General features: G+C 68.6%; 29 protein-coding genes and 1 pseudogene. 16 read left to right on the top strand and 14 right to left on the bottom strand.

What is annotated here, in order from left to right; translation table 11 throughout:
* Window positions 1-74 precede the first annotated feature (74 nt).
* Window positions 75-1415 (bottom strand): threonine ammonia-lyase IlvA, encoded by a 1341-nt coding sequence (gene ilvA, locus OIE67_RS13775; RefSeq protein WP_326640174.1) that lies wholly within the window; start codon window positions 1413-1415, stop codon window positions 75-77.
* A gap of 177 nt (window positions 1416-1592) precedes the next feature.
* On the opposite strand from ilvA, the gene OIE67_RS13770 reads away from it, so the two are divergent.
* Window positions 1593-1931, top strand: a complete 339-nt coding sequence (locus OIE67_RS13770) for an ArsR/SmtB family transcription factor (protein WP_326640171.1) — start codon at window positions 1593-1595, stop codon at window positions 1929-1931.
* 144 nt (window positions 1932-2075) lie between these two features.
* Here the strand turns inward: OIE67_RS13770 and OIE67_RS13765 are convergent, their stop codons facing one another.
* A complete protein-coding gene (locus tag OIE67_RS13765) occupies window positions 2076-2633 on the bottom strand; it encodes a hypothetical protein (protein ID WP_326640170.1) in 558 nt (185 codons plus the stop codon).
* 83 nt (window positions 2634-2716) lie between these two features.
* Window positions 2717-3187 carry a hypothetical protein gene (locus tag OIE67_RS13760; RefSeq protein WP_326640168.1) on the bottom strand — a complete coding sequence of 157 codons (471 nt, stop codon included), beginning with the start codon at window positions 3185-3187 and terminating at the stop codon, window positions 2717-2719.
* Window positions 3188-3374: 187 nt separating this feature from the next.
* Between OIE67_RS13760 and OIE67_RS13755 the strand changes: the two genes are divergently transcribed.
* Both OIE67_RS13755 and OIE67_RS13750 read left to right on the top strand, forming a co-directional pair.
* Window positions 3375-4322: a VOC family protein gene (locus OIE67_RS13755; RefSeq protein WP_326640167.1), complete on the top strand. Its 948-nt coding sequence runs from the start codon at window positions 3375-3377 to the stop codon at window positions 4320-4322.
* 378 nt (window positions 4323-4700) lie between these two features.
* Window positions 4701-5921, top strand: a complete 1221-nt coding sequence (locus tag OIE67_RS13750) for an MFS transporter (protein ID WP_326640165.1) — start codon at window positions 4701-4703, stop codon at window positions 5919-5921.
* A 19-nt stretch (window positions 5922-5940) separates the two neighbouring features.
* On the opposite strand, the gene OIE67_RS13745 is transcribed toward OIE67_RS13750, so the two are convergent.
* The 6 genes from OIE67_RS13745 to OIE67_RS13720 form a co-directional block, all read right to left on the bottom strand.
* Window positions 5941-6414 carry a hypothetical protein gene (locus OIE67_RS13745; RefSeq protein WP_326640163.1) on the bottom strand — a complete coding sequence of 158 codons (474 nt, stop codon included), beginning with the start codon at window positions 6412-6414 and terminating at the stop codon, window positions 5941-5943.
* The gene (locus OIE67_RS13740; protein WP_326640161.1) at window positions 6411-6935 is read right to left on the bottom strand and encodes an RNA polymerase sigma factor; all 525 of its coding nucleotides are present in this window, start codon (window positions 6933-6935) and stop codon (window positions 6411-6413) included. The genes OIE67_RS13745 and OIE67_RS13740 overlap by 4 nt, the downstream gene beginning before the upstream one ends.
* An 81-nt stretch (window positions 6936-7016) precedes the next feature.
* On the bottom strand, window positions 7017-7520 hold the full coding sequence (locus OIE67_RS13735; RefSeq protein ID WP_326640159.1) for a MarR family winged helix-turn-helix transcriptional regulator: 504 nt from the start codon (window positions 7518-7520) through the stop codon (window positions 7017-7019).
* A 281-nt stretch (window positions 7521-7801) separates the two neighbouring features.
* Window positions 7802-7933, bottom strand: a complete 132-nt coding sequence (locus tag OIE67_RS13730) for a hypothetical protein (RefSeq protein ID WP_326640158.1) — start codon at window positions 7931-7933, stop codon at window positions 7802-7804.
* A gap of 340 nt (window positions 7934-8273) precedes the next feature.
* Window positions 8274-8675 carry a hypothetical protein gene (locus tag OIE67_RS13725; protein ID WP_326640155.1) on the bottom strand — a complete coding sequence of 134 codons (402 nt, stop codon included), beginning with the start codon at window positions 8673-8675 and terminating at the stop codon, window positions 8274-8276.
* A gap of 160 nt (window positions 8676-8835) precedes the next feature.
* Window positions 8836-9033 carry a hypothetical protein gene (locus OIE67_RS13720; protein ID WP_326640153.1) on the bottom strand — a complete coding sequence of 66 codons (198 nt, stop codon included), beginning with the start codon at window positions 9031-9033 and terminating at the stop codon, window positions 8836-8838.
* Between the two features lie 154 nt (window positions 9034-9187).
* Between OIE67_RS13720 and OIE67_RS13715 the strand changes: the two genes are divergently transcribed.
* Window positions 9188-9667: a pyridoxamine 5'-phosphate oxidase family protein gene (locus tag OIE67_RS13715; RefSeq protein ID WP_326640151.1), complete on the top strand. Its 480-nt coding sequence runs from the start codon at window positions 9188-9190 to the stop codon at window positions 9665-9667.
* A gap of 12 nt (window positions 9668-9679) precedes the next feature.
* Here the strand turns inward: OIE67_RS13715 and OIE67_RS13710 are convergent, their stop codons facing one another.
* From OIE67_RS13710 to OIE67_RS13700, 3 genes are all read right to left on the bottom strand, one after another.
* Window positions 9680-10138 (bottom strand): hypothetical protein, encoded by a 459-nt coding sequence (locus tag OIE67_RS13710; protein ID WP_326640150.1) that lies wholly within the window; start codon window positions 10136-10138, stop codon window positions 9680-9682.
* Window positions 10131-10727, bottom strand: a complete 597-nt coding sequence (locus OIE67_RS13705; RefSeq protein ID WP_326640148.1) for an RNA polymerase sigma factor — start codon at window positions 10725-10727, stop codon at window positions 10131-10133. Before OIE67_RS13705 ends, OIE67_RS13710 begins: the two co-directional genes overlap by 8 nt.
* An 80-nt stretch (window positions 10728-10807) precedes the next feature.
* Window positions 10808-12133 (bottom strand): S8/S53 family peptidase, encoded by a 1326-nt coding sequence (locus OIE67_RS13700; RefSeq protein ID WP_326640146.1) that lies wholly within the window; start codon window positions 12131-12133, stop codon window positions 10808-10810.
* A gap of 107 nt (window positions 12134-12240) precedes the next feature.
* On the opposite strand from OIE67_RS13700, the gene OIE67_RS13695 reads away from it, so the two are divergent.
* The 4 genes from OIE67_RS13695 (at window position 12241) to cutA (ending at window position 17292) form a co-directional block, all read left to right on the top strand.
* Window positions 12241-14991, top strand: coding sequence for a CHAT domain-containing protein (locus tag OIE67_RS13695; RefSeq protein ID WP_326640144.1), 2751 nt, complete (start codon window positions 12241-12243; stop codon window positions 14989-14991).
* A 186-nt stretch (window positions 14992-15177) separates the two neighbouring features.
* Entirely contained in the window at window positions 15178-15453 is a 276-nt protein-coding gene (locus tag OIE67_RS13690; RefSeq protein ID WP_326640142.1) for a hypothetical protein, read from the top strand.
* Window positions 15454-15692: 239 nt separating this feature from the next.
* Window positions 15693-16832, top strand: a complete 1140-nt coding sequence (locus OIE67_RS13685; RefSeq protein WP_326640140.1) for a hypothetical protein — start codon at window positions 15693-15695, stop codon at window positions 16830-16832.
* 37 nt (window positions 16833-16869) lie between these two features.
* Window positions 16870-17292, top strand: coding sequence for a divalent-cation tolerance protein CutA (gene cutA, locus OIE67_RS13680; RefSeq protein WP_326640138.1), 423 nt, complete (start codon window positions 16870-16872; stop codon window positions 17290-17292).
* On the opposite strand, the gene OIE67_RS13675 is transcribed toward cutA, so the two are convergent.
* Window positions 17258-18685, bottom strand: a complete 1428-nt coding sequence (locus tag OIE67_RS13675; RefSeq protein ID WP_326640136.1) for a helix-turn-helix domain-containing protein — start codon at window positions 18683-18685, stop codon at window positions 17258-17260. The genes cutA and OIE67_RS13675 overlap by 35 nt on opposite strands.
* A 277-nt stretch (window positions 18686-18962) precedes the next feature.
* Between OIE67_RS13675 and OIE67_RS13670 the strand changes: the two genes are divergently transcribed.
* From OIE67_RS13670 to OIE67_RS13645, 6 genes are all read left to right on the top strand, one after another.
* Window positions 18963-19223 carry a hypothetical protein gene (locus tag OIE67_RS13670; protein WP_326640135.1) on the top strand — a complete coding sequence of 87 codons (261 nt, stop codon included), beginning with the start codon at window positions 18963-18965 and terminating at the stop codon, window positions 19221-19223.
* A 592-nt stretch (window positions 19224-19815) separates the two neighbouring features.
* Window positions 19816-20175, top strand: coding sequence for a hypothetical protein (locus OIE67_RS13665; protein WP_326640133.1), 360 nt, complete (start codon window positions 19816-19818; stop codon window positions 20173-20175).
* Between the two features lie 3 nt (window positions 20176-20178).
* Window positions 20179-20364 (top strand): hypothetical protein, encoded by a 186-nt coding sequence (locus tag OIE67_RS13660; RefSeq protein ID WP_326640131.1) that lies wholly within the window; start codon window positions 20179-20181, stop codon window positions 20362-20364.
* Window positions 20365-20548: 184 nt separating this feature from the next.
* Complete coding sequence (locus OIE67_RS13655; RefSeq protein WP_326640129.1) at window positions 20549-20737, top strand: hypothetical protein; 189 nt, start codon at window positions 20549-20551, stop codon at window positions 20735-20737.
* Window positions 20738-20768: 31 nt separating this feature from the next.
* Window positions 20769-21119 (top strand): hypothetical protein, encoded by a 351-nt coding sequence (locus tag OIE67_RS13650; RefSeq protein WP_326640127.1) that lies wholly within the window; start codon window positions 20769-20771, stop codon window positions 21117-21119.
* Window positions 21116-22954 carry a cell division protein FtsK gene (locus OIE67_RS13645; RefSeq protein ID WP_326640125.1) on the top strand — a complete coding sequence of 613 codons (1839 nt, stop codon included), beginning with the start codon at window positions 21116-21118 and terminating at the stop codon, window positions 22952-22954. The genes OIE67_RS13650 and OIE67_RS13645 overlap by 4 nt, the downstream gene beginning before the upstream one ends.
* A gap of 777 nt (window positions 22955-23731) precedes the next feature.
* Here the strand turns inward: OIE67_RS13645 and OIE67_RS13640 are convergent.
* Entirely contained in the window at window positions 23732-25231 is a 1500-nt protein-coding gene (locus OIE67_RS13640) for a recombinase family protein (protein ID WP_326645349.1), read from the bottom strand.
* Between the two features lie 63 nt (window positions 25232-25294).
* Between OIE67_RS13640 and OIE67_RS55420 the strand changes: the two are divergent.
* Window positions 25295-25477 (top strand): annotated as a pseudogene (locus OIE67_RS55420) (ribonuclease domain-containing protein); the annotation flags it as partial.
* Window positions 25478-25484: 7 nt separating this feature from the next.
* Window positions 25485-25862, top strand: coding sequence for a barstar family protein (locus tag OIE67_RS13635; protein ID WP_326640123.1), 378 nt, complete (start codon window positions 25485-25487; stop codon window positions 25860-25862).
* Window positions 25863-25878: the final 16 nt, after the last annotated feature.

The following is a 25878-nucleotide window of genomic DNA, read 5'->3' as shown; positions in this document are numbered from 1 at the left end:
ACGCCGCCCGTGAGCCGTCGCGGAGCGGGCCGGTACGGCTCGCCGGTCGCCGTCGCGGGCGGATGCCGCTCCTGTCACATCACGAAACGGAAGAGCGGGCTCGACGGGTCGATCTGCTCGATGCGCGGAGGGGCGGCCTCCATCCGCTTCAGCAGGGCCGGCAGGTCGGCCGGGCTCGACAGCTCGATGCCGACCAGCGCGGGGCCGGTCTCGCGGTTGTTGCGCTTGACGTACTCGAACAGGGTGATGTCGTCGTTGGGGCCGAGCACCTCGTCGAGGAAACGGCGCAGCGCGCCCGGCTCCTGCGGGAACTCGACCAGGAAGTAGTGTTTGCGCTCCTCGTGGACCAGGGCGCGTTCGACGACCTCGGCGTACCGGCTGACGTCGTTGTTGCCGCCGGACAGCACGCAGACGACGGTGGCGCCCTCATGGACTCCGGCCACGGACGGGGCGCTGAGCGAGGCGGGCGCGAGCGCGCCGGCCGGCTCGGCGATGATGCCGTCGACCTGGTAGAGGGCCAGCATCTCGCTGCACACGCGGCCCTCGGGCACGGCGACGAGCTCGGCCTTGGAGGCGGCGATGAGCGGAAGGGTGAGGGTGCCGGCGCGGCTGACGGCGGCGCCGTCGACGAAGGTGTCGATGGAGTCCAGCGTGACCGGTTCGCCGGCCGCGACGCCCGCGGCGACGCAGGCCGCCCCGGCGGGCTCGACCCCGACCACCCTCGTCTCCGGATGCCACTCCCCCAGCCAGGCCACCGAACCGGCCAGCAGCCCGCCCCCGCCGACCGGGAGCACGACCACTTCGGGCGCACGGCCGAGCTGGCTCACCGCCTCGCGGATGACCGTGCCCTGCCCCGCGATCGTCCTCGGGTCGTCGAACGCGGGCACCAGCGTCGCCCCGGTGGCCGCGGCGTCGGCTCCCGCCGCCGCGGAGGCCTCGTCGTACGTCTCGCCGCCCAGCACGATCTCGATCATGCTGCCGCCGAGCGCGCGGATCCGGTCCCGCTTCTGCCGCGGCGTCGTCCTGGGCAGGTAGACCCGGCCGCGCACCCCCAGCGTCGAGCAGGCGTAGGCCACGCCCTGCGCGTGGTTGCCGGCGCTGGCCGCCACCACGCCGGCCCGTTTCGCGGCGTCGTCCAGCTGCGCGATCAGGTTGAACGCGCCGCGCACCTTGTACGAGCGGACGGTCTGCAGGTCTTCGCGCTTGAGCCAGATCTCGGCGCCGGTCAGCTCGGAGAGCCGGGCACTGCGCTCCAGCGGCGTCGTCGCCACGATCCCCGCCAGCCGCCGCGCCGCGGCATCGACGGCCGCGGCGTCCACCTGTACGGCGTCGGTCTTCGCGGCGCCGGTCTGCGCGGCGCCGGCCGAAGCGGCGTCCACCCGTGCGGCGTCGCCGCTTCTGCCTCGATCAGCCATTTCGTATTCCTCTTCAAGCGTTTCGCTCGCTCATCGCGCGGCGCGGCCCCCGTGCCCGTCGCGTGCCCGTCGCGCCACCGTCGCGTCACCGCCGAGCCCCAACGCTCCCCCGTACAGGCGATATCATATCGACGATCCTCGAACCGTCTGAATCGTCGCCGAATCCGTCTGAAGGACATGACCACCGACACCGAACTGTCGCCGGACTCCGCTCAGCTCCTTGAGGTCTTCAAGGCGCTGGCCAATCCCGTGCGGCTCCAGGTGCTGCGGTGGTTGCGCGATCCGGAGAAGCACTTCCCGGTTGAGCAGGGTATCGCGGATCCGTACGAGGTCGGTGTCTGCGTCAGCCACATCCAGGGCAAGCTCGGGCTCGCGCAGTCGACCGTGTCCGCCTACCTGGCCGCGCTGGAGCGGGCCGGCCTGGTCCGCTCGACCCGGGTGGGGAAGTGGACGCACTACCGGCGCGACGAGGCGAACATCGCCCGGATCGTCGCCGTACTGGGCGACTCGCTGTAACACACCGCGACGCCCAGCAGGGTGATCGGCTTGACCGGGTCGACCCCCAGCTTCGCCGCCGCGTGCCCCCTCGGCGTCGCGGGCCACCTGGCCCGCCAGGAACACCAGCTTCGAGCCGGTGGCGGCGCCGCTACGCCGTCGCGCCTACGCCACTACCGTGCCGGCGCTTCCGGTCGGCAGGCCGGCGCGGTCGGGGAGCACGCGGGGCAGAGCGCGTAGCCACGTCTCCAGGTCGGCCGGCCACCATCGCCCGGCCATGAGCCGGCCGAGCTCCTGGGCCACCGCCGACGACGACGCGGGCACCGGCACCACCCGTACGGGCGCGGCCCCCGCCAGCACCCCGAGCCACCAGTGCCGCCACGTCTCCGGCATCCCGTCGGGATCGAGCACCAGGTAGTAGTCGGGCAGCGTCAGCCGGTCGGCGCGCAGTTCGCCCAGCGCGGCCTCGATGGCCACTTCCAGTCCGCCGACGGGTTCGGTGCCGTCGAAGAAGCCCGTCCACGCCGCGGCCACCCCGGCCAGCGGGTCGGCGTCGTGCACCACGTACGTGGCCGCCGACCGTCCCACGAGCTCCGTCACCTCGGCCGGGCCGCGCTCGCCGCGCGGGATCGCCCGTACGTTGTGCAGTCCGTCGAGGCCCGCGACCACGTCCCCGGCTCCGTCCCCCGCCACCACGACCACGGTGCTGGTCAATCGCCGCATACCGGACAGTCTATGGTCGGCGCTCGGCCACGGGGATCGGACGGACGCCGGCCGGTCCCCGCCCCGGCCGGCTCTGGTGATGCTTACTTCGACAGGTAGAGGGTCTTCCAGGTGCCGGCGTACAGGCAGTTCAGGGACGGCTTGGCGGTCTTGAACTCGGAGCAGACCTTGAGCTCGACCTGGTACACGTGGCTGTACTTGAAGGAGAAGTACTTCGGCGTGCGGTAGGAGCAGTCGCGGACGCTGTGGTGCCGGAACGGCAGGTTGTTCCCCTTGCGGTAGGTGATGCGGAAGACCGCCCAGCCGCAGGCGCTGCCGCGGGTGTTGTCGTACACCTTGCCGGTGATCTTGACGTGGTGGGCGGTCGGCAGGACGGCGTGGTCCTCGCCGACGGCGGACAGGGTGCCCCAGGCCTTCGCGGTGTGCCGGGGTGCGTGGTACGGGCCCCACGCGGAGCCCGTGTCGGCCTGGGCGGCGGGGGCGACGGCGGCGAACGTGGCGAGGGCGGCGGTCGCGGCGGCGGTCAGGCCGGCGAGGGTCCGGGAGATCGACATGGCGGGGATGTCCTTTCGGGAGGTGTGACCACACTGTGCGCCGGATCGATTTCATGGCGCTTACCAGGGGTCGGCGTCCACTTTCAGCCTCCTTGCACGGGACCGTCCACTACAGAAACCCGTCATCCGTTTCGAAAATCGGAGTGTACTCTCATAAGAAAGTGAACTTTCAGAAAGAGAGCCGGGCATGAGCGGTGACGTCAACGGCCTGCACCATGTGGGTCACATCGTGCGGAGCATGAACGAGGCCATCGAGCTGTACCGCCGGCTGGGATTCTCCGTGTCGGCGCCGGTCCATCCCGTGCTCCCCGGCGCCGCCGAGGCGTTCGGGGTGGCCAACGCGCACGTGCACTTTCCCGGCGGCTTCGTCGAGCTGGTGGCCGTCATCGGGGACGGCTCGCACCTGCCCGCGGGCGCCCGTCCGATCCCGCTGGAGGTGCCGGAGGAGAGACGGGCGGGGCTGGAGGCCGCGATCCGTGTCACCGTCGCGAACATCGCCGCCTTCGCCGAACGGTTCGAGGGCGTGCACATCATGATCGCCGACGCCCGCGACCTCGACGGCGTGGCGGCCCGGCTGACGGCCGGGGGCGTGCACCATGGCGGCGTGCACGCCGTCCAGCGGCCCGTGGAGACCGGCGCCGGGATCAGCATGGAGCCCGCCCGCTACCTGGAGATCTCCGATCCGGCCCTGGCAGCGGGCCGCGTACCGGAGGGCCGGATAGGCTTCGCCGAGAACCTGCCCGGGGGCGCGTCGCCGGCACCTGTGGATCATCCCAACGGGGCGACCGGGCTGGCCGAGTGCGTCCTGTGCGTGGACGACGCCACGTTGCCCGAGGTGAAACGGCGCTACGCCGCGTACTTCGAGGGTCCGGCGGGCGTGGGACAGACGGGAGTCACGGTCGTCGCGGCGTCGGCGCTGGGCGAGATGTTGCCCGGCGAGCGTCCGGCCGCGCTGCCGTCGTTCGTGGCGTACGCGGTCACCGTACGCGACGTGGCCGCGGCCGAGCGGCTGCTGCTCGGCAGCGGCGTCCCGGTCGCCAGGACCACCGACGGGGAGGCGTTCGTCCCGGCCGGCGCCGCGCTGGGCGCGGCGATCATCTTCCGCCAGGAGGGTACGGGTGACTCACGCCTGTGACCTTGAGCGTGCGGCAGGTCTGGGCACTTGCGGGTCTGCGACCGAACTGATCGGGACCAGCTGTGTTCGCCGCCGTCTCGACGGTCTCACGCCGCCCTGCGGCTCAGGCGAGCCGGCGCGGCAAGCACACCGGGGAACGCGAGCCCGCGCAGGCAGGCGCACCGGAGAAAGCCGTGGACGTGGTGCGGGCGCGGCCTCTACGCTCGGGTGCGCAAGCAATCAACGTGAGACTTCCGCTCGGTGACGGAGCCGGTGTGGGGCGCGCGTCCCCGACCCACACCGATACTGGACGGTTCCCGGCGTTGACCACGGGTCGGCACATCCGGACGCCGACGACCCCGGGTGGTCCGTCCCGCCGCGCGGCGAAAGGGACGCGCCGTGCTTCCGGCCACCTATCGCCATCTTCTGCGTACCCCTGGTGCCGCCGCCTTCTTCCTGACCTCCGCCGCCGGCCGGGTCGGCATCGCGATGACCAGCCTCGGCCTGGTCTGGCTGATCCACGCCAGGACCGGCTCCTACGCCGTGGCGGGCCTGGTGACCGGCGGCTTCGCCGTCGCGGAGGCGCTGGCCGGGCCGCAGCTCGGCCGGCTCGCCGACCGCTTCGGCCAGACCCGGGTCCTGCCGCCCGCCCTGCTCGCCCACGCCGCGGCCGTGGCCGTACTGCTCACCCTGGTCGCGGCCGGCAGCCCCGCCTGGCTGCTGACGGCGGCGGGGATCGCGGCCGGGGCTAGCATCCCGCAACTCGGCGCGCTGTCCGGGGCTCGGTGGGCGGCCCTGCTCCGCGGCGGCCGATCCGCTGAGCTGCCCGCCGCCTTCGCGCTGGAGTCGCTCAGCAACGGGTTCGCCTACCTGGCCGGTCCCGTGCTGGTCAGCGTGGCGGGGGCGAGCGGGCATCCGGCGTTCGGCTCGGCGCTGGCGGCGACCTTGGTGGTGGGCGGCGGGCTGGCGTTCGCCGCCCAGCGCCGCACCGCGCCGCCGCCGGCCTCCGAGGCCGCGGAGCGCCGCCGGGCCGGGCGTTCCCTGCTGCGGCCCGGTTTCGCCGTGCTGGCCGGGATCAACCTGGCCATCGGCGTGTTCTTCGGATCCATGCAGGTCTCGGTGACGGCCTTCGCGGTCGAGCACGGGGTCCCCGCCGCCGCCGCGCCGCTCTTCGCCGCTTCGAGCTGCGGCGAACTGCTGGCCGGCTGGCTGTACGGGGTGCGCCGGTGGCGGGCGGCGCCGCGGGCGCAGCTGGCGGCGGGGACGTCCGTCCTGGCCGTCTGCTGCCTGTCGTTGCCGGTGACGGACTCGTTGCCCTGGTTGGGCGTCGCGGTGGCGCTGACCGGGATGACGATCCCGCCGATCCTGGTGATCACGAGCGTACTCACCCAGTCGGCCGTGCACCGCTACGTGCTCACGCAGGCGTTCACCTGGCTGAACTCCGCGAGCGCGGCCGGCTCGGCCATTGCGGCGGCGGCCTCGGGACGGGCCGTGGACACGTTCGGCGCCCCAGGCGGCTTCACGATCGCCTCGGCGGCCGCCCTCACGATGACGGTGCTGGCACTGACCGGCCTGCGCGCGCTGCGACCCGCCGCCGGCGAACCCGCCATCGACCCATGACCCCACCGGCACACCGGTGTCACCCGCCCAGCGTGCGCTTGAGGTGGAGGAGGTGGGCGCGGCGGGTGTGGGCGCGCCAGGCCAAGGTCAGTGACGCTCCCACGAACAGCGCCCCGACCGCCAGCGGCGGCAGCGGCCCTGTGCCCCGGATGACGGCGATCGTCGTCACGAGCGCGGTCGCCGTGACCGAGGCGGCCACCGCGATCCAGGCCGCGATCACGCGTTCGGTCGCGAACAACGGCGCTCTGCGGGTGAGCACCCAGCCCCCGTAGCAGGCCCAGGCGAGGCAGGACCCGGTCAATACGGCGAAGGCCGTGTGCGTGCCTCCGGGCAGCGGCCCCGGCTCGGTCGCCCACAGGGAGGTGACGAAGACCGCGCCCACCAGGCCGGCCAGCAGCGCCGTCACCGCGCGGATCCGCCGTCTCTTCGACAGGGACGACTCCAGCCGTTCGATCATCTCCTGCGCCGAAAGGCGCGGCTCCTCCTGGATCATGGCCGGTATCCCTTCTCCGTCAGATGTGCACGCAACAGGCGACGCGCCCGGCTGAGCCGGGACTTGACCGTTCCGGCCGGGATGCCGCAGATCTGCGCGCACTCCTGCACGGTCAGGTCCTCCAGGTAGAACAGGACGAGGATCTCCCGCTCCAATACGGGCAGGCCGGCCAGCCCCGCCATGACCTCGGCCCGCTCCACCAGCGCCTCGGCCGGATCGTCCGCGATCGGTTCCTCCGGCGGCCGGGCCGCCTCGGCCCTGGCGTACTCCGCGCGCAGCCGGTCGTTGACCGAACGCCGGGCGATGATGAACAGCCAGGGCCGGAACCGGGCGGGGTCCCGCAACCTGGGCAGGCCGCGGACGACGGCCAGCCAGATCTCCTGCGACACGTCGTCGGCCCGCTCGGCGTCCAGCATGCGGCGCGCGTACGTCCAGACGGGCAGCCGCCACCGCCGCACCAGCTCGGCGACCGCCGCCCGGTCGCCCAGCTGGGCGTTCACCACCAGAAGCTCGTCGGTCATGTCGTCCCTTCCGTCAACGAGCACAGTCGGGCGAGAGGACCGTCAGGTTCACGGTTCGGCTGGAGTTTCGTTCGGCCGGTGTCAGACGGGCGGCCAGCCCAGGGGGTACGGCGTCGAGTCCGCCGCCGGCTCACCGCCCGCCTCGGTGAAGGCGTTCATCGCCGCGACGAGCTCCCGGCGCTGCTCGGGCGACATGCGGGTGACGATGGAGCCGATCTCCCGACGGCGGTGGGCCATCACCTGGTCCACGATGAGCCGCCCCTCCTCGGTCAGCCGCATCAGGCTCTCGCGCCGGTTGCGCGGATTGACCTCCCGTACGATCAGCCCGGCGGCCATGAGCCGGTCGGCCATCCGCATGGCCGTGGACGAGTTGACCCCCAGCAGGTCCGCCATGGTGACCAGCTTGGACTCGCCGTGGGTGGCCAGCACCACCATCATGCGGAACTGCGGCAGGGTGACGCGGTCCTCGACGGCGCTCATCGATCGTGCGGCGACGGCGACCAGCAGCCGGGAGCCGGTCAGGACCGCTGAAACGACGGCCGAGAGGTCCTCGCCGTGGACCCGGCGCTCATCGTCTTCCTCCATGGCCACTGTTGTACCGCTCCGTCCGAGTCCTCGGGCCCTCCTTCAGGCCGGAATTGCGGCACATCACCACCCAGCGATGACCTGAAGTCCCCTTTTACGCGAAATTTCGGGATTCGGCGGGCGAAGGCTGGATGAGACACCCAGCCCCCACGCCATGCCACGCCACGCCACGCCCAGGCCCCACGCCACGCCACGGCTCCGCGTGACACCCGGGCCTCTCGCCCCCGAACGCCACGGCCGGGGCGGACCAGGAGCCCTTCGTTCTCCGCACCGGCGGCTGGTCACCAGGGCGCCGCATGCTCACCCGCGAGGAACATGCGCGCAGTCTTGAGCTGCACCCGAATGATGATCTTCATCCGGTTCAGCCGGTCCGGGTTCTTCGCGATGATCTTCCGCTCGTCGCGCCGGCGCATCCTCCAGCGGGGAGCGGCCTGCCGCGGAAGCTTCGCTTGGTACCGTCCAGGACGGCGGCCTGGTCATCGGTCACGACATGGCCGGTGTATCAGGGACGGCTCGGGGAGTCGGAACCACGGGGGCCGGCGCCACCCGCCCGCTCGCGGTGCAACCCGTCACGATGACCATGCGGACCGCGGCCGGCAGGCAGCGTCCGATGTTCCGCTTCACCACAGGACGACACTTCCGCACGCGCGACCTGCTGACCGTGGCCCGGCACCTTCAGGTCGCGACGTCGCCTCTGTAGTGCGGCCGGCTGATCACCTGCGCCCGGCGTACCGCCGCCACCCCTGGAGGGACCTACAGGGGAAGGATCGCCGATATGGCTGTCAGAGCGGCCTGTAAGACGATGATGCCGACGACCGAGCGTAGGATGATCAGCTTCCAGTAGAGCGCCCGCATCACCCGCTGCGCCCGCACCCGTTCGGGGTCCTCACGCTCACTGAGGACGGGCCCCAGCAGAAACACCCCCGACCCCGGCCGCCGCCAGAGCGCCGCCACCAGCAGCAGGACAGCGCCCGCCGCACATGCCTGCGCCACGATGTTCATGACTGTCGACAGCAGCCCATGAGTCGCCATCCCACGAGCGATCACCAACAAGGCAGCGGTTGCGGCGAGGAGAACGCAGGCGGCGGTGTCCGCGTACAGGATTCTGCGACGACTGCGAGCGGTGTCCGAGGGAGAGGGGACCGGCTCTGTCATCTGGCGACCGTAGCGGAGAACCGACCCTGAGTGACAGAGATCCGCCCGCGTCAGCCCGTGACATCCGCCAGAGACCGGCGGACCGCGGCCGTGTCGTCGTCGAAGGTGACCCCCAACCGCATGATCATCTGCGGATACCTGCCCGAGCAGACCTCGACCCTCAGGAGTCCTCCCGGCCGTCACCGGGCGTGGTGAGCAGCGCCACCACCCCGAGCCCTGGCTCGGCGCCGCCTTCGCCGCCCCAGTCGTGGCGCCAGGCGTAGTCGCGTTGCGGGAAATCGGGGTCGGTGCGCACGGCGTGCCGGGGGTAGCCCGTGGCGGATTCCAGCGTGTGCTGCCTCGCCGAACGGATGCTCATGACCGTTCCCCCTCCATCGAACGAGGTGCCCAGCGCACCACGGCGACGAACCTCCTGGTCAGGGGCTTAGGTCAATACCTTCGCGGACGTCTCGCCGGGAAGAAAGGACTTTCGTCCCTGTACGCGGACGCCCTGCGGTCGGCAGGCTGCTGGAGTGACGTACCACCACGACCAGCCGCCGGCCGCCGATGACACGCGGCGGCTCCAGGAACTGCCCCCGGCCGAGGCGCTGCGGCTGCTGGCCGGCGTGCCGTTCGGGCGGATCGTCTTCACCCGTCAGGCGCTGCCCGCGATCAGGCCGGTGAACCACGTCGTCGCGGACGGGCACATCGTGATCCGCTCCGATCCCGGCACGATCCTCGGCGTCCAGGTGGCGCGGGCGGAGACCGTGGTCGCGTACGAGGCGGACGAGCTGGACGGGCACGAGCGCCTGGGCTGGAGCGTGATCGTCACCGGGGTCGCGCGGGCGGTGACCGATCCCGGGGAGGCGGCCCGGCTGAAGGCGCTGCTGCGGCCGTGGGTGGCGGGCGGGATGGAGCAGGTGATCCGGATCCGTCCGGAGATCACCATCGGATTCCGGCTGGTCCCCGCGGCAGGCGCACCTGAACGTACGGAGGCCGATCTGCGCGGATAGCCGGAACGCGGGTCAGAGCCTGATCCAGGCAGTCGACACGCTCAGCCCCGTGACGGTGCGGCACTGCAGGCGGAACGGTTCCGGCGGCTTCTCGTTCAGGACGAACACCCCCATCTCATCCACCGCCGCCACATGCGAGTACCCCGACTCGCTCAACACCTGGATCCGCCCCGCCTGGGGCGGAACGAGCTGGCCGATCAGCGTGCGTTCGGTGATCTCCAGTTCGATGCTCAGCTCGGCGGCCACGAACGTCAGCGCCCGCAGCGCGGCGGAGTCGGCGCGCAGCAGCGCCGCTTCCTCGTCCTGCCGCAGGCCCGAGTCGTAGGCCAGCTCGGCGAGTTCGGCGTCGATGTTGTGCCAGGCGAAAGCGGTCTTCCCGGCCTCGACGAAGTCGCGTGGGACGGCGTCTGCGGCCGTCAGGGCCACGATGAGGCGAGCGAGAAGTTCCTCGTCGTCCCACACCTCAGACATGATGCTCACCTTCTCTCGATTCCAGGTCCGCCCGCATGAGGGCGACCAGGGCGGCGTCCGCGCGCAGCCGCGCCAGGCAGCGGGCTCTCGTGGGGCCGACGCTGCCCATGGCCATCCCCAGGCGGCGGCAGATCTCGTGGTACGGCATCTCTTTCATGAGCAGGCCGAGCAGCCGCCGGCAGTCGGGTGACAGCCGGGCGAAGGCGGCGCGCAGCACGGCGTCGCGTTCGGCGTCCTCCACGACCTGCTCGATCGCGGTGGTGCGGTCGTCCATGGTCATGGCCACGTCGAGCAGCTGCTCGGAGTGGTCCTGCTTGCGTCTCGCGCGGCGTACGCGCAGGCACTCGTGTTTCGTGGTGGTCGCCAGCCAGGCGCCGATCTTGTCGGGGTCGCGCAGGCGGCCGAGGTGCTCCACCGCGCGCATCCACACGTACTGGGCCACGTCGTCGATGTCGCGGCGGTCGAGCCCCTGGTCCCGGCAGATCGACCACAACATCGGGGCGTACCGCTCGACCAGCACGTCCCACGCGCCCTGGTCACCCGCGCGTGCGCGGACGACCAGGGCCCCGACGACGGACCTCTGCGGCATGACCAAGCCTCCTCCGGCGGTCCTCGCCCCGATCAGCTCCTGCGCCGAAGCACCGGTCAACTCCTGTGCCGGCGCACCGGTCAGCCCCTCCTGGGCCGGACCACCTCGATGCCACTCTCGGCGAACCCGTCCAGCTTGACCACACCTTGCCCGCTCAGCAACCGATCCGCCGCCTCCCCCGCGCCGATCCCCTGCGTGCAGGCCTGATGGGCCAGGTAGCCGGCGGTGTACGCGGCCGCGAAAGAGCTGCCGCTCCAGGTGGCGTGGCCGGGGTGCGGGAAGGTCGCGTGCCGGTCGCTCACGACGACCTTGCCGGACGGTACGTGCAGATCGGCCATCCGGACCAGTCCCGGCAGGTACAGCCCGGGCAGATCGACGCCCGGCGCCAGGCAGTCGGTCCACGGGGCCTCCTCCGGCGTGGGCGAGAAGTAGGCCGGCAGGCCGTCCTTGTCCTTCGCCCCGACCGCGATCACCGTGGAGCTGGCGGCGGGCCACATCGGGATGTTCGACGGCAGGTCGGAGAAGACGGCGCCGGCGGGCGCCCGCTCCTTCGCCTGGCCGTGGTTGCCCAGCGCGGCCACCTTGACCACGCCGGACGTACGCTCGCAGGCACGCGCCAGGGTCAGCGGCTCACGCCCGTCCGCCGCCGCGCTGCCCAGCGCGATGATCATGAGGTCGAGGTCGTCGTCCAGGCTCTCCACCAGCCGGGTGGCCAGCGTCCACGAGGTCGTGACGAGCCGCTCGGCGTCCAGCACCGGGTAGACGACGAAGTCGGCGTCGGGCGCCTGCCGCGCCGCCACCGAGGCGACGAAGACGGCGTGCCCGCTGAAGGAGACCCACTCGGAACGCGGGCTCAGCAGCGCTCGCGGGGAGTCGATGACGTAGCGGCCCGCCAGCGCCTCGTGCGGGTGCAGCGGCGTGTCGAAGACGCCGATCCGCGGCCGCCGCCTGGAGCTGTCGGAACGCGCGGGAAGGTCGAACGCCGCGGCCGGTTTGGGGTCTCCCGCGCTCCCCCCGCTGTACGGCGAGCCCTCGATGTTCTCGTAGACCCGGTTCTTGGCCACGATCGGCTGGTAACCGGCGTGCTTGGCGGCCGAGCTCTCCCGCAGGTGGAACAGCAGCAGATCCAGCGGCGTGGGTGCCTCCCCCGGCTCGTAGCCGCCCGCGGCCCGCGCCCTGACCCGCTGTTCGAGGTCGCCGCCGAGCCGGGTGACCGCCTCGGCCACGCCGACCAGCCCGTACAGGTTCAGCCCGAGGCCCTTGCTGCTCTCGATCGGCTCCACCTTGATGCCGAGGCCGGACAGCTCGTGCCGGACGAGAGCCTCGTCCTTCAGATCGACGACGATCTGATCGGGGTAGAACGCCTCGATCCTGCGCCGGACCACACCGTACTGACCGGTCGTCATCGCTTCCTCCTTCGCTGGGGTGGTGAAAGCGCGCGCCGAAATACAGAGAGGAGTTGTTGCCGGGTTGATACATCACAAAGCACGGTTTTCACGGCACACTCACCAAGGTGAGTCAGAGCCCCCCTGATCTCGCCACCGAGTTGCTCAGGCTGGCCGAGGCCGATCCCGCGCGGTTGACGGAGCTGGCCACGGAGGTCGCCCGCCGGGCGCGTACCGGAGGCGACCTGGAGCTCGGCTCGTCCGCCCACCGCGCCCTGGGCATCGCCGCGCTGCACGTGACGGACCTGCGCACCGCCGAGCGGCACCTGCGGGACGCGATCCGGCTCGCCGTGCGCGCCGGCTCCCCCGAGCTGGCCGCCGAGGCGCGGCTGCGGCTGGCGTTCGTCCGGTGCGTCCAGGGGCGGATGGAGCAGGCGATCTCCGAGGTGGAGCTGGCGCTGCCCGACCTGCACGGCGCCGGCCGGGCCAGGGCGGAGGCGCAGCGGGCGGTGATCTTCAACCATCTGCGCCGTCCCGAGGACGCGCTGGCCTCCTACCGGCTGGCCGTTCCGGTCCTGAGCCGGGCGGGCGATCATCTCTGGCTGCAGCGGGTCCTGTCGAACCGGGGCATCGTGCACGGCTACCGGCACGAGTTCGCCGCCGCGGAGAGCGACTTCCAGGAGGCGGAACGGCTGTGCCGGCGGCTCGATCTCGGTCTGTCGCTGGCCGTCGTGTGGCAGAACCTCGGCTGGCTCAACGCCCTGCGCGGCGAGGTGCCGGCCGCGCTGCGCTACCTCGACCAGGCCGAGGAGCGCTTCCGTACCCTCGACACCCACCAGCTGTGCTGGACCCTGGCCGACCGCACGGAGCTGCTGCTCTCGGCCGGGCTGATCGCCGAGGCCAGGGAGGCGGCCGAGGAGACCGTGCAGGAGTTCGAGCGCCGCGGGCGCAAGGTGGGGCTGCCCGAGGCGCGGCTGCTGCTGGCCCGCACGGCCTATCTCGTACGCGATCATGAGGAGGCGGTACGCGAGGCCCGCCGCGCGGCGCTCGCCTTCGGCCGCCAGCACCGCCGCGAGTGGGTGGCGGTGGCGCGCTTCGTGGCGCTGAGGTCCCTGGCGGCGATGAGCGCGGACGATCGCCCCGTCTCCGCCGGCGGACGGGGCGGGCGGGTGAGCGGGCGTCAGATGGAGGAGTGCGCCGCTGAGCTGGCCGAGACCGGCTGGCCCGCCTCCGAGGTGGAGGCGCGGATGATCGCCGCGCGGCTGGCCGTGGACGCCGGCCGGCCCGCGCGGGCGGAGCGGCAGTGGGAGATCGCCGCGCGGCGCCGCCACCGGGGCCCGGCCGGCGAACGCATCCACGCCTGGCACGCGGCGGCGCTGCTCCGGCTGGCCAGGGGCAACGTCCGCGGCGCCCGTAGCGCGATCCGCACGGCGTTACGCCTGCACGACGAGCACCGCGCCACGCTGGGGGCGACCGACCTGCGGGCGCACGCGTCCGAGTCGCGGGTGGAGGTGGCCGAGCTGGGGTTGCGGCTGGCGCTGCGGGACGGCGTCCCCGCCGACGTCCTGACCTGGGCGGAACGGGGCCGCGCCCGCCACCTGCTGATGCGGCCGGCCAGACCCGCCCACGACCGGCACCTGGCGGAGGCGCTCGCGCAGCTCCGCCTCACGGTCGCCAGGATCGACGAGAGCCGGACGGCCGGGGAGGACACCGGGGCGCTGGTGGAGCGGCAGATCACCCTGGAGCGCGAGATCCGCGACCACTGCCGCCGCCAGAAGAAGACCCCCACCGAACCCGTCCCCGCCGAGCCCGCCCCTCCCACGCCCATCCCCGCCGAACCCGGCCCCACCGGGTCCGGCCCCACCGGGCCTGTTCCGTTGCGGCAGGTGGCGGAGGCGCTCGGTGAGCAGGCGCTGGTGGAGTTCGTGCAGGTGGACGACGTGCTGCATGCGATCACCGTGGCCGGCGGGCGGAGCAGGCTGCACGCGCTGGGGCCGCTGGCGGCCGTGCGCACGCTCGTCGACCGGGTGCCGTTCGCGCTGCGGCGGCTGGCCCGGCGTACCTCGGTGCCGGGCAGCCAGGCCGCCGCGCTCAACCTCCTGCGCGACACCGTCGCCAAGCTGGACGCGCTGCTCCTGCGGCCGCTCGCCGCCGACCTGCGCGACCGGCCCCTCGTGCTGGTCCCGAGCGGCCCCATCCAGGCCCTGCCCTGGTCGCTGCTCCCGTCCTGCGCGGGCCGCGCGATCTGCGTGTCCCCTTCGGCGACCCTCTGGTACGCCGGCAGCCAGGCGGGCCACGCCCGGACCGGGGACGCCCGGGTGGTGGTGGCCGCCGGTCCCGGGCTGCCGGGCGCCCGCTCGGAGGCGGAGGGGGTCGCCTCGATCCACGCGGTGCCGGCCCTGGTGGACGACGCCGCCGGCGCGGAGGCGGTGCTGGCCGACCTGGACGGCGCCGCCCTGGCTCACGTCGCCGCGCACGGCCGCATCCACCCGAGCAACCCGCTGTTCTCCTCCCTGCGCCTGGCCGACGGCCCGCTCACCGTCTACGACCTCGAACGCCTGCGCCGGGCGCCGGAGATCGTGGTCCTGGCGGCCTGCGACACCGGGCGCTTCGTCGTCCGGCCCGGCGACGAGCTGCTCGGCCTCAGCGCCACGTTCCTGGCCCTGGGCACCCGGACGATCGTGGCGCCGGTCCTGTCGATCCTCGACACCGAGAGCACCACCCTCATGATCGCGCTGCACAAACTGCTGGCCGCCGGCCACTCCACCGCCTCGGCGCTCGCCCAGGCGCAACAGCAGGTGGCCAGGGACAACCTGGAGGCGTACGCGGTCGCGGCCGGTTTCGTCTGCCTGGGCGCCGACTCCACGATGCCAGCTTGACTGGGCCGGCCTGACCATCCCATGACGGCTTCCCGGCGAGGCGAACACCAAGACGGCGATGAGGCTCGGGCGGGGAGGGCCGTGCGCGAAGTGTTCACCGATCCTTGGCACACTTCGTCTATGTCTGACGGGACAAGGCCGGAGATCATGACAATGATGGTCACATCCCCGCAAGGAGGTTGTCCCGTGCCCGTTCCGCCGCCCTCCCGCCCCGCAGTCCGGCCGGCCCGGCCCGTTCCGACCCGCTCCCGGTCCGCCTGGCCGGCCAGGTTCGCCCTCGTCCTCGCCGTCCTGTCGTCCCTCGTCGGCCTGGCCGGCGTCGCCCCCGCCGGCGCCGACGTCTACAGCTCCTGTACGATCTCCCGCTGCTCCGACGCCCGCTCGGCCAGGGCGACCTGGTCCGGCAAGGGCTTCCCCACCTCCGCCGGCTGGTACTCCTGGCCCGACAGCTACTTCCCCTAAGCACACTACTTCGCACTGGATCCGTCGTCTATCGCTGACAGCGCCATACGGTGACGGCCTACAGGCGGGGCAGGTGCGCGTTCGGCACCGTGGTCATGGCCTGCAAATAATCTTCACAACCTAGGCCCCCACGAGTCTCAATCTTCAAAGCATACAAGTCTCGACCATGGATCTGGTTTGGAGCTCAGAATTTCAAACGACGCTTGGCATGCCATTGATCGAAGATATATCATGACGCGATGAAGCCTCCGCCACACGCGCAACTCCTCGCCGGAGTAACTGAAGAAGACATAATCGAGGCAGTTGCCAAATCGGGCTACCCACTGCAAGCTGCGATCTCCGATAGAATTCATAGATCACTGAAGGATTACAATATCTCCATCCAAGAGGAATGGGGATTCGTAGACGCAGAAAGCGGCGAAACTAGAGCCCTGGACATTTACGCCCACGCACCACTCATCCCATCAAGATACCTGCCTGTAGAGTCACGCATCACCCCATGGCTAAATCTTCTTGTCGAATGCAAGCATAGTGAAGTGCCATATATCTTCTTCCTTCGCGAAAACTATCCTGCCGAGGTTATCTACTATCCTGAGATTAGCGGAGTTCCATCTCTAGATATAACTGCATTCATCGAGCAAGATGAAAAGCGTGACTCTCGAACCCTTTTCCAGGTGAGCATCCACGATGCCCTGATGCGCCATAATATTCCATTTTGCAATGCCCCAGCACCTTTGGCTATCTCTATCGCTAAAGCAAGTCGCAAGGGTGGAGGCAAGCTCGAACTCTCCGGAGAACCTTACCGGTCGATAACTTTTCCACTAATGAAAGCTATCGATCATCTTAAAATGATCCTGCAGCCGTCGAAAGATCGTACCGATTACACTCTTCACTTCATTATCGGCCTCGTCGTCATCGACGCTCCCATGGTGGGCGTCTATCTGCATGGAAGCAGCCATGAGCTTTTGAGTACACCATGGGTCCGTGCTTGCCGAGTCGATGCAGAAGCGCCTCTCGAAAATTACTCACGGACCCCGATAGACGATGGCAATGTACGCTACTACGACATCATTCATTCATCCTTTCTTCCCGACTACTTGGAACTGGTCTTGCGCGACCTCGGGACCGCATCTGCTCGCGCTATGCAAATAGCGGATGTGATAGCCGATGGTCGAGGTATCATGCGAGTGAATAAGTCATCTCTTTTCGACTTCTTTCCAGCGTCTGACAGCCATCCTCAATTTTCGAGCAGTGACAGCACATCCCGCGGTACGCGCATAGCGTTCACCGTGCCACCAATCTTTAAGCTTGCACCTCCGGAACAGTACCCCGGAAGCGACTGTATGCATTGGTTGTCACCTGAGGATTTCGGCGCATGACCTGCTTCTGAGATTCCCTTGGGCCCACCAGCCGAGAATGCTTCAGCCCTGGCCCGACCAGCGCGCCGATACCTCTACAGTAGAGGCTGAAGTGATCACCGCCTTGCGGCTCAAGGGGAACTGGGTTGTGAAGGGTTACATGCAGGTTCTGACCACTGTGCCTAGCGCCGATGAGGGCGTTGCACTGGCACAGAGCATCACATCGGAGCGCCTCGCTGCTGGCGTTCAGATCATCGGGCCGATCCGGTCCCTGTACTGGTGGCAAGGCTCTCTACGCGATGAGCAAGAATGGCAGTTGGTAATTAAGACCACACAACCCCTGCTCTCCGAGTTGGAGAGCCACATCAAGGCCAACCACAGCTATGAGACGCCAGAAATCGTCGCAACCGAGATCGCTGCGGGAAGTACCGAATATCTCGACTGGATCAGCGAGGAGACACGGAGAACTGACGCTTTGTAACAGCCAACTCCTCTAGAAAGACTCGGACAGCCGGTTGAGTCTGCCAACGCCGGAGCGCTTCTCCGAGAACGAGAAAGCGCGGCAGCCAGATTCCGGATTCTGTCTCGCGAATGACAGCGAGTCCTTCCCTAGCCGCTCTGGCGGCCTCTGTTACCGAGCCGTGCACGATATGAGCCGTCGCGATATCTCCGAGTATGATTCCTGCCCGCTTTCTCTCCACTTCGGGCAGTCGCGAAATGATCGCGTGCGCTACCGCTTCCGCTTCATCTAGTCGGCCGATTTGGGCGTAGGTAGAAATGTAGAAGGAATCAAAACGATCCTGGTCCAAGAATCTCGTCCATACGCGATCCTCTTCTGGATCGGCGACATTGAAGGCTTCGCGCGCCTCATTCCATGATCGCAGGGCGGCTTCCGTTTCGCCAAGTGCTGCGCTCTCTTCGGCATGTCTCGCAGCCAGCCATGATGTAGTTCCGGGCGACGTGTCGTGAGGCAAGTGCTGTAGTGCAGTCGCCAGGAGGGCACGCGCTCGCCCGTGGTTTCCTTTGCCGCTGGGAATATAGCTTCTGTACCCAAACGCGCACGCGATGATGGCTGGATCACCGGCCTCCTTTGAAGCCTTCTCTGCGGTGTCGTAGAAGTTTCGTGCCGCAGATATGTTGCCCAGATCTGTTGCGATCCAACCGGCGAGCACACTGCTTTCGCCCGCAACAACGATCAAGCGCCTGCGAAGCTCGTCTTTGGGGTCGGTGGCTGTGCCATTAAGGATTGTTCCGACCTCGTTCAGATGGGCCGCCAAGCCCTTGAAAATCGTATGTGCTGGCAGCATCTCTTCGAGACGGTGAAAACCGGCGGCTCTCGCCTCCATCTCGCGCACCACTGCTTCATCAATGGCGCTCGGCCTTGAAAGAGCAAAAGCGACTTTTTCCCACGCCTCACTTTGAGCTAGTGCGGACTGGGTGCCGAGTTGTGCAACCATGGCCAGCAATTCGCGACGCTTCAACGGCTCTCCCCTTTTCCCGATGGCTTCAGCGAAGAGTTGCAGGTCGAATGTGTCCGTGGGGATCTGGACCCCGTCGCTGACGACCTGCGCACCTCCCTTGCCGCCAGAGGACGATAAACCCAAATGACGTCGCAAGGTGCCAGGCATGCCCAAACCGTCAGCAAACTCCTCAAATGTATGCTTTGCGGTCGGGACACGCTTGCCGCTCTTGTACTCGCTGATGCGCCCTTGGGATCTACCGGTGAGGTTCGCGATCTGGCCTTGGGTGACGCCGTACTTGTTCAGGATGCGGATCACACCGCCGAGATCACGGCGCTTGCACGCATCCTCCATATCTTGACGTGCGAAAACGGCGTCAAGCACCGATCGGAGGTGCTCTTGATCCATCGTCATGGCGGCGTTCCGTTCCCCTGGTAGCGCGCCTCTGCGGGACTAGTGGAGCCCATCTAGTCCATCACACCGTGAGATATCGCGGTGAGATTCTTCGTAACAGGTTTGATTGGAAGCCTCACATCAGTTCGCGGCGCACAGTCAGAGCTGATCTGAGGCAAGTCACAGATCCGCGTTTGCCTGGCTTCCGCCCATTCGTCACTCGACGAGAATTCGATGCGGAGGAGGCCAGTTCATGAGTGGGGCGCGGGAGGCTTCTTGCCTCACTCCCATCATCACCGTGGCTGACCAGCTACAGCGCGAGTTGGCCCTGCACGGGATCGCGGCCGACGTGCATGGCGGCTACGGCTTGGCCGTGGTATCGGTATGGCGCGATCTGCTCGTATGGACTGACGGTGATCTGTTCTGGTGGCGTGCGGGCTGGAACAACCGACGTGATCGCCCCGTCTACGCCTGGCATACCGCGACGGACCCGAAGAGGGCCGCGCGTCGAATCGCTGCTCGATACATGGATCTGCGCACCGTGCTGGACAGGGCGTGATCAGCGTGGCGCAAGATAACTGGAGCCGCGCTCACCCAACAGCCCATAAAGCGTCCCTCCTCGGAGAGCGCAGCGCAGAACGCTCTGCCCTTTCCAGGGTGCAGTTCTTCGATCATTTCGGTCTGAATGTCGATGAGTGCCGTGAGGGGTACACCGCCAAAGCCCTGTATCGCATCTACCTGGACTCTCGTGCACGGGCGCGGATGCAGGTCGCTCAAGCCGCCGGTCACATGCCGAGAGGTGCCTGATGGAGCGTGAACGCGCGTGCCGTTGATGACGCCATTCTGACCCGCGACGGTGCGGTTGACCGGCTCGCTCACACCTAGCCACCGCGTCCCGTACCGTCGCGTCATCGCCCCCGGCAGAGTTCCTCTGCGCTCGCGAGAGTGCCAGTTCCCAAGGGACTCTGTCGGGGGTCCTCTTATGCCGCATGTGCCGTGAGCTGGGGTTTATCTCACCGCAGGATCCGTCTCATCTCATCGCCGGATGTTTTTGATCTCACCGCACGATCACACCGCGTGATGGGTTGAGCCCTTCCCCGAAACCTACCTTCGCAGCGTAGGTCACCGGAAACGGAAGGGATGTGATCTAGATGAGCCCAGCTCAGCACCACCATCGCCGCGAACTGATCGCCAATTTGCGCGCTCTGGCCGCGTTCCTCGACGCCCACCCGCTACTACCGGTCCCCCGGTACGGGCCGGTGCGAGTGTCAGTCCACCCGCTCTACGACACCGACGCCAGCACCGAGGCTGAAGCGATCGCCGAAGTCGAGCGGATCGCCACCCTGCTGGGCACCACGCCCACGGTCCAGCACGGGCACCACGTCGCCAGTGTGGCGTTGGGCAGCGTTCACTACCAGGCCGTGGCGATCACGCAGGCAGCGATGGACCGCCGCGCCGCGCTGGAGTCCTACCGCGACGTAATCGCCCTCGACGCGATCGAGGGGGCGTGAGCGGTGGACCTCGCCCTGTTCGTCGTGATCCTGGCCCTGGCCCTGTCGGTCGCCGCGGTGGCGCTGTTCGTCGTGCTGGTCGTCGTGATCCGTGCGGAGGACCGCCGCCACACCCCAACCGGAACCCTGAGCCGCCGGCTGCTCGGCACCTACGCCCGCCGGCCGACCGCCTACACCGGGGGGAGGTGAAGCTTTGATGCGATCACTCCCGCTCCAGTCTGGCCGGTGCCTGTGCGGCGCGGCCACGCCCGGAACACAGCGGTGCCGCAAGTGCCGCGCTCGCTGGCGCTGGCACCGCCGCAAGTCCCGCCATGACGGCATCTGACTCGCGCGTCGCCGGACTCCGAGATCTCGAAGAGGAGGTGAAGTCCCCGTGTCTGTGACTGTCCCGCTGGTGCTCGTGGTCGGTGTGCTGGTGTTCATCGCCTGGCGCTACCTGGGGTTGAAGCTCTGGCACGCGCTCATTGCGCTGCTGTTCGGCTTCCTGCTGGCCGCTACCGCGCTCGCCCCCGACATCCGCGCCGCGATCGGTGCCGCCCTGAGCTGGATCACCGGCAAGTGACCCGTCCGCCAACCGAAGAAGGTGATGCTTAATGACCCAACGCCACCCCTACCCGCACGCTGATCTCCAGGGAGCTGCCACCCGCAACACCACCGCCGCCGAACTGCTGACGGCATTCGCCAAGTCCGCCCCCGCCCTCGACGACCTATGGCGTCACGTCTTCGACGCCCTGGCCGACACCCCTGCTCTGATCATCGCCATCGATCGTCTGCGCGCTGAACTGTCCACCGCCCGCTACCAGCGGGCGAACCTGATCGCCGCCATCCGCGCCACCCTGGCCGCCCACGACGAGGGCGAGCACGACCCGCTGTTCTACGTGCGTGACGAGCTGCACGCCCAGCGCAGCACCGACGCCCGACGCGCGGCGGACGGCGGCCGATGAACCGCCATCGCGCCTCCCGCTACCAGATGCGGCGCAACGCCCGCCGCATGCGACGGTACGGCGTCGAACCCATGGCGCTCATCACCGAGGACCTTGATTTCGCGCCCCTGGTCATCGCCAGCATCGCTCGCGCCGTCTGGCGCTACCGCTCCGAACTCGCCCCCCTCACCATCGCCGCCGCTGTCCTGGTGACGGGCGTGATCCTGCGACGCTGGTTCCCCGAATGGTGGCCCACCGTCATCATCGCCGCCGTCCTGGTGGCGGGTGCGGTGGCCATCTGGGGCCGGTGGGTCAACCTGCCCCGCCCGATCGAACGCGGCTACGCCGCCGTCACCACGGCGTTCGTCGGTACGTGGCTCACCCTGGCCGCCTACCAGGGGCCGTTCACCGCGCCCCTACCTGCCGTGCTCGGCATCGGCACACTCGTACTGGCGGTGCCCTGGTGGGCGCACCGTCGCAGGCGTGCCCGCGTGCGCGTAGAACGCACGCTGGCCGCCTGGCCGGACATCGCCCAAGCGGTCGGCCTGGCCGGATCGCGCGTGCAGTCCGCCATCGTGGATCTGTGGGGCTATCGCTTCCGGCTCGGGCTGGGGCTCGGCCAGACCGTTGAGGATGCCCTCACGGCGGTCCCCCGCCTGGAATCGGCGCTGGGCACCACACGCGGCGGCGTGCGTGTCCAGCCGGTGGCCAGCAAGAAGGCCAACCGCGCCGACGTCCGGGTGATCGAGACCGACCCGCACGCCGACGCCATCGCCTGGCCAGGCCCGACTATCACGTCGATCACGCAACCGGTCAAGCTGGGGCTGTTCGAGGACGGCATGCCCGTCCGTGTGCCCTTCCTGCGGCGGCACGGGCTGTTCGCGGGCATCTCCGGAGCGGGCAAGTCCGGCGGCGTGAACGTCCTGCTGGGGGACCTGACTGCCTGCCAAGACGTGATCCTGTGGGCGATCGACCTCAAACGCGGCATGGAGCTGCTGCCCTGGTCATCGTGCATCAACCGCCTGGCCACCACACCACAGGAGGCAGAAACGCTGCTGGCTGATGCCGTGATCATCCTCGACGGACGGGCCGATGACCTCACAAGACGCGGCGAACGCGTCTGGGAGCCGTCACCCGAGCGCCCCGCCCTGATCATCATCATCGACGAGTACGCCGAACTGGCCAGCGAGGCACCCCACGCGATCAACTACGCCGACTCGATCGCCCGACGGGGCCGCGCCCCAGCGGTCAACCTGATCGCCGCCACGCAACGCCCCTCGAAAGAGGCGATGGGCAAGAGCGCAGTCCGTTCCCAGATGGACGTCCGACTGTGCTTCCGCGTCCGCGAACCCCGTGATGGGGACCTCATCCTCGGACAGGGCATGGTCAAGGCCGGATGGCATCCGCACAAGCTGGACGCCCCCGGCAAGTTCCTGATCAGCTCCCCGGAACACGACATCCCCCGCCGGGCCCGCAGCTACCTCCTCGACGACGCGGGGGTAGCGGAGACCGCCGAACGGCACGCCGAGCATCGCCCGTCCCTCGACGCGGTGTCCCTGGCCGCTCTTGACGCCGCCGCATCAGCGGCTGAGAGGTACGCAGACACCCCGACAGACGATGGGCGGACATCGCCACGGCACGCCCGCCAAAGCGCGCCCAAACGCGGCGATAGCGTGTTGTGGACGGTCCTACACGACGCCCCCGAAAACGGGATAACTGTAGACGAGCTGAAAACCGCAACGGGAATGAGCCGCCCCACCATTTACCGGCGACTGTCACAGCTCGAAAACGACGGGAGAGTACGTCAAGTCAGCCGGGGACGGTGGCGCGCCCGCCTCGACCCCGACCCCGCGTAGTCATCGACTCTCGGTAGTCGTCTCATCGTCTCAATATCTCATTCTCCCGCACGTCTGCGCATACATAGGCGACGCACGCGCACTGAGACGAGACGATGAGACGAACACGGAGAGTAGCCAGGAGGGGAAGCGCTTCGGAGCGCTCGGCTGGAAAGAGGTGATGCCCGACGAGCAAATCAAAAGTATCGAATCGAGAAGATGGAAAGAAGGTGAGGCTACTCCCGGCCAGTCACGCGGAGACGCCCGCGCGCAATCTACGCAATGGACATCTATACCCTTGGGTCCATGCGGAGACTGGCGCGGCAGGATGGCAGATCGCTAGCCCATCCCGCCGCCTTGCCCATGCCATAGCCACCGTTTCTGGCGGAACCATCTACTCCCCCACAAAAGACGAATGGCAGATCCGCATTACGCAAGCGGCTCTGACAGTCGTGATCGTGGAGGCTGACACCGAAACGCTATGGTGTCGTCTCGCTACCCAGCATTCCGATTCTTGTCTCCTCGCTTTGGCATATGCGCCGTGGCCTGTCGCCACCGTACTGAGATGCCCCATTACCGAATTGCCGAGGCAGGGGCGGCTATCAATGCGCGACGTGCGAGCGACCACCCGCATGGGGCGCACCGTGCGCTACCTGGTTCCCGTATTCACTCCCGCCTGAAGCCCTAGCCTCAAGAAAGGAAAGTCCCGCATTCGGCACGTCAGAGGAACGCGGGAAGACGAAACCGCCCGGACCTACCTACATAGGTGCCGGGCGGTTTCTAAGCATGTCTTCCCCCTCAGCCGGTTAGTTCGATCCCGTCCGTGCTGATCTCCATGCCGGTAATCGCTACGCGCGGGTTGTGGTCGATCGGGTGCAACACCACGCGGACCTCAAACTCTGCGAGCATTTCCCGCCGCTTGACAGAATCTCCCGCGCCCCATTCCTGGCCTATCGACTTGCCGGTAGGCACCATGCGCATTCCGGGCTTGCGTTCCGGTAGCGCCTTTAGCTCTGCGATCTCATCCCCGAGTCGCCGGTATTCAACGCGGTACCATTCCGCGTCCTCTGGACTGTCATACAGCCCCGCTTGGCGGTCCTCACGCAACCGCGCGCGTGTGGCCGTCAACTCCGCGATCTGGGCGGCATGTCCGGTGCCGGGATCGTAGACTTTTCGCATGACCTCACCGGCACCGTAGCGCGCGAGGAACCATTCGCTTACGAGGGTATCCAATGCCGCGAGTCCCATGATGGGGGCGGGCTTGCAATGCGCCGACGCAGGTATCCCACGTACTCGCGCGATACATCCGTATCGGCCAGTGACGTGGAGTCGAGCTCCACAGTTACCGCAGAAAACGACACCTGACAGCAATTGCTTGCTCTTCGGCGCGCGGCTTCCGTCGCGTTTCGGCGCAGTCTTGTCGACGAGAGCGTCATGCACCGCGCGATCCCACAGCGGCTCGGCAATGCGAACTGGCCGACCGTCAGAACCAATCACCGGCCTTCCGTTGTGCATTAGATACCCAAGTGCGGCTTCGCTGCACAAGATGTGCTTGACAGCTTTCGCAGTCCAAGGCCCGTCCTTCATCGGACGCCCATACAATTGGCGAAGCCGATCGGACGGGCAGGGAATTCCCTCGCGCGTCAAGCGTGCCGCCTCTGTAGCACATGTGATTTTTCCCGTCTCATCCGACAGAATCCGCTGCGCTACTTCCCGGATAATCTGTGCGGCTAGTGGATCGATCGCTACGTGATCGATCTTTGCCTTTGGGGCGAGACGGACATACATGTATCCATACGACGGGCGTTGTTTGGGCTCTCCTGCTGTGCGTGCGCGTACCGCCTCATCGCGGTTTCGTTTCTGGATCGCACGGAGTTCCATTTGCGATCCCCACGCCTTTATCAGCCATTCGTTTTCCTGGTTCGGGTCACTGAAATCCCACACCCCGATGTGATCGGCCGTCACGATGATGCGATCTTGACCGGTCAATAGAGCCTGCGTGTTCAACGTGTCCCGGACGTTGCGCCCGACGCGATCGACGGTGGCCGCCGCGATGCCGTCGTATGGCCCCATCTCCCCCCGCAGCCACGGCCCGAACCCCCGCCGTGTCAGAGGGTCCGTGGCACCAGAGACCTCCCAGTCATCCGCCCATGCCACGATGTGCCCTCCGACGTCCGTTGTGGCCCGTAGGATCTGGTCTCCCTGGCGCTGTGGGCTGTTGGTAGCGTCGGTCTTCCTGCTCAGCCGTCGTACTCCCACCAAGCAGCGCCCGCATCCGTCGTACGCTGTCGTGAGCATGTCATCCATGATGCCCCGCTCCCTGTGTGTGGATAGCGGAAGCAGCCGGACGGCCGTTACAACTACACCGGCGGCCGCTTCTACAACCGGGAGGGCCAGCTCCCCGCCGGCGCCACCTACTACGAGTACGACGTCTACAGCCGGTCGCGGGGCGGCGCGCGGGACGCGTACCGGATCGTGGTGAACCGGAGCACGGGCGCGACGTGGTTCACGCCCGACCACTACACCGACTTCTACCGCCTCTAGGACCGCCATGAGCTCCGCCGCACGCCCGCTGCCGCCCTGGCTGACGGTCTCCACCGGCCCGGCGCCCGTGGTGGTGGACGGGCGGGCCTGCGCGACCCGCGCCGCCTTCTTCGCGGAGGTGGCGCGGGCGCTGCGCCTGCCCGGCTACTTCGGCCGCAACTGGGACGCGCTCACCGACGCGCTGCGCGATCTCGGCGCGGTCGCGCTGGTGGTGGAGCACGCCGAGGACCTGCTGACCGGCGAGCCTCCCGAGCAGCTCGCCGCGCTGCTGGCCGTGTTCGGCGACGCCGCCGGGTCCGGGGTGACGCTTACGCTGTGCACGGACGAGGAGCACGAGCCCCTGCTCCGCCACCGCGTCACCGACCTCACCGGACGGCCCGCCTAGCGCGGTGACCGGAAAC

Origin of the sequence: Nonomuraea fuscirosea (assembly GCF_035917475.1) — a bacterium.
GTDB lineage: Bacteria > Actinomycetota > Actinomycetes > Streptosporangiales > Streptosporangiaceae > Nonomuraea > Nonomuraea fuscirosea.
Note: the sequence above shows the minus strand (reverse complement) of the source record. Positions and strands in the feature narration are given on the sequence as shown.

What these genes read in the sequence shown, in the direction of transcription:
- OIE67_RS13645 (WP_326640125.1), top strand. Translation starts at nt 21,116, where the DNA reads ATGAACCGCCATCGCGCCTCCCGCTACCAGATGCGGCGCAACGCCCGC.
- OIE67_RS13730 (WP_326640158.1), bottom strand. Translation starts at nt 7,933, where the DNA reads ATGCGCCGGCGCGACGAGCGGAAGATCATCGCGAAGAACCCGGACCGG.
- OIE67_RS13720 (WP_326640153.1), bottom strand. Translation starts at nt 9,033, where the DNA reads ATGAGCATCCGTTCGGCGAGGCAGCACACGCTGGAATCCGCCACGGGC.
- OIE67_RS13640 (WP_326645349.1), bottom strand. Translation starts at nt 25,231, where the DNA reads ATGCTCACGACAGCGTACGACGGATGCGGGCGCTGCTTGGTGGGAGTA.
- OIE67_RS13755 (WP_326640167.1), top strand. Translation starts at nt 3,375, where the DNA reads ATGAGCGGTGACGTCAACGGCCTGCACCATGTGGGTCACATCGTGCGG.
- OIE67_RS13635 (WP_326640123.1), top strand. Translation starts at nt 25,485, where the DNA reads ATGAGCTCCGCCGCACGCCCGCTGCCGCCCTGGCTGACGGTCTCCACC.
- OIE67_RS13745 (WP_326640163.1), bottom strand. Translation starts at nt 6,414, where the DNA reads ATGATCCAGGAGGAGCCGCGCCTTTCGGCGCAGGAGATGATCGAACGG.
- OIE67_RS13735 (WP_326640159.1), bottom strand. Translation starts at nt 7,520, where the DNA reads ATGGAGGAAGACGATGAGCGCCGGGTCCACGGCGAGGACCTCTCGGCC.
- OIE67_RS13705 (WP_326640148.1), bottom strand. Translation starts at nt 10,727, where the DNA reads ATGCCGCAGAGGTCCGTCGTCGGGGCCCTGGTCGTCCGCGCACGCGCG.
- OIE67_RS13665 (WP_326640133.1), top strand. Translation starts at nt 19,816, where the DNA reads ATGAGCCCAGCTCAGCACCACCATCGCCGCGAACTGATCGCCAATTTG.
- OIE67_RS13675 (WP_326640136.1), bottom strand. Translation starts at nt 18,685, where the DNA reads ATGACGATGGATCAAGAGCACCTCCGATCGGTGCTTGACGCCGTTTTC.
- OIE67_RS13740 (WP_326640161.1), bottom strand. Translation starts at nt 6,935, where the DNA reads ATGACCGACGAGCTTCTGGTGGTGAACGCCCAGCTGGGCGACCGGGCG.
- OIE67_RS13765 (WP_326640170.1), bottom strand. Translation starts at nt 2,633, where the DNA reads ATGCGGCGATTGACCAGCACCGTGGTCGTGGTGGCGGGGGACGGAGCC.
- OIE67_RS13700 (WP_326640146.1), bottom strand. Translation starts at nt 12,133, where the DNA reads ATGACGACCGGTCAGTACGGTGTGGTCCGGCGCAGGATCGAGGCGTTC.
- OIE67_RS13760 (WP_326640168.1), bottom strand. Translation starts at nt 3,187, where the DNA reads ATGTCGATCTCCCGGACCCTCGCCGGCCTGACCGCCGCCGCGACCGCC.
- OIE67_RS13725 (WP_326640155.1), bottom strand. Translation starts at nt 8,675, where the DNA reads ATGACAGAGCCGGTCCCCTCTCCCTCGGACACCGCTCGCAGTCGTCGC.
- OIE67_RS13685 (WP_326640140.1), top strand. Translation starts at nt 15,693, where the DNA reads ATGAAGCCTCCGCCACACGCGCAACTCCTCGCCGGAGTAACTGAAGAA.
- OIE67_RS13770 (WP_326640171.1), top strand. Translation starts at nt 1,593, where the DNA reads ATGACCACCGACACCGAACTGTCGCCGGACTCCGCTCAGCTCCTTGAG.
- OIE67_RS13650 (WP_326640127.1), top strand. Translation starts at nt 20,769, where the DNA reads ATGACCCAACGCCACCCCTACCCGCACGCTGATCTCCAGGGAGCTGCC.
- cutA (WP_326640138.1), top strand. Translation starts at nt 16,870, where the DNA reads ATGCTTCAGCCCTGGCCCGACCAGCGCGCCGATACCTCTACAGTAGAG.
- OIE67_RS13710 (WP_326640150.1), bottom strand. Translation starts at nt 10,138, where the DNA reads ATGTCTGAGGTGTGGGACGACGAGGAACTTCTCGCTCGCCTCATCGTG.
- ilvA (WP_326640174.1), bottom strand. Translation starts at nt 1,415, where the DNA reads ATGGCTGATCGAGGCAGAAGCGGCGACGCCGCACGGGTGGACGCCGCT.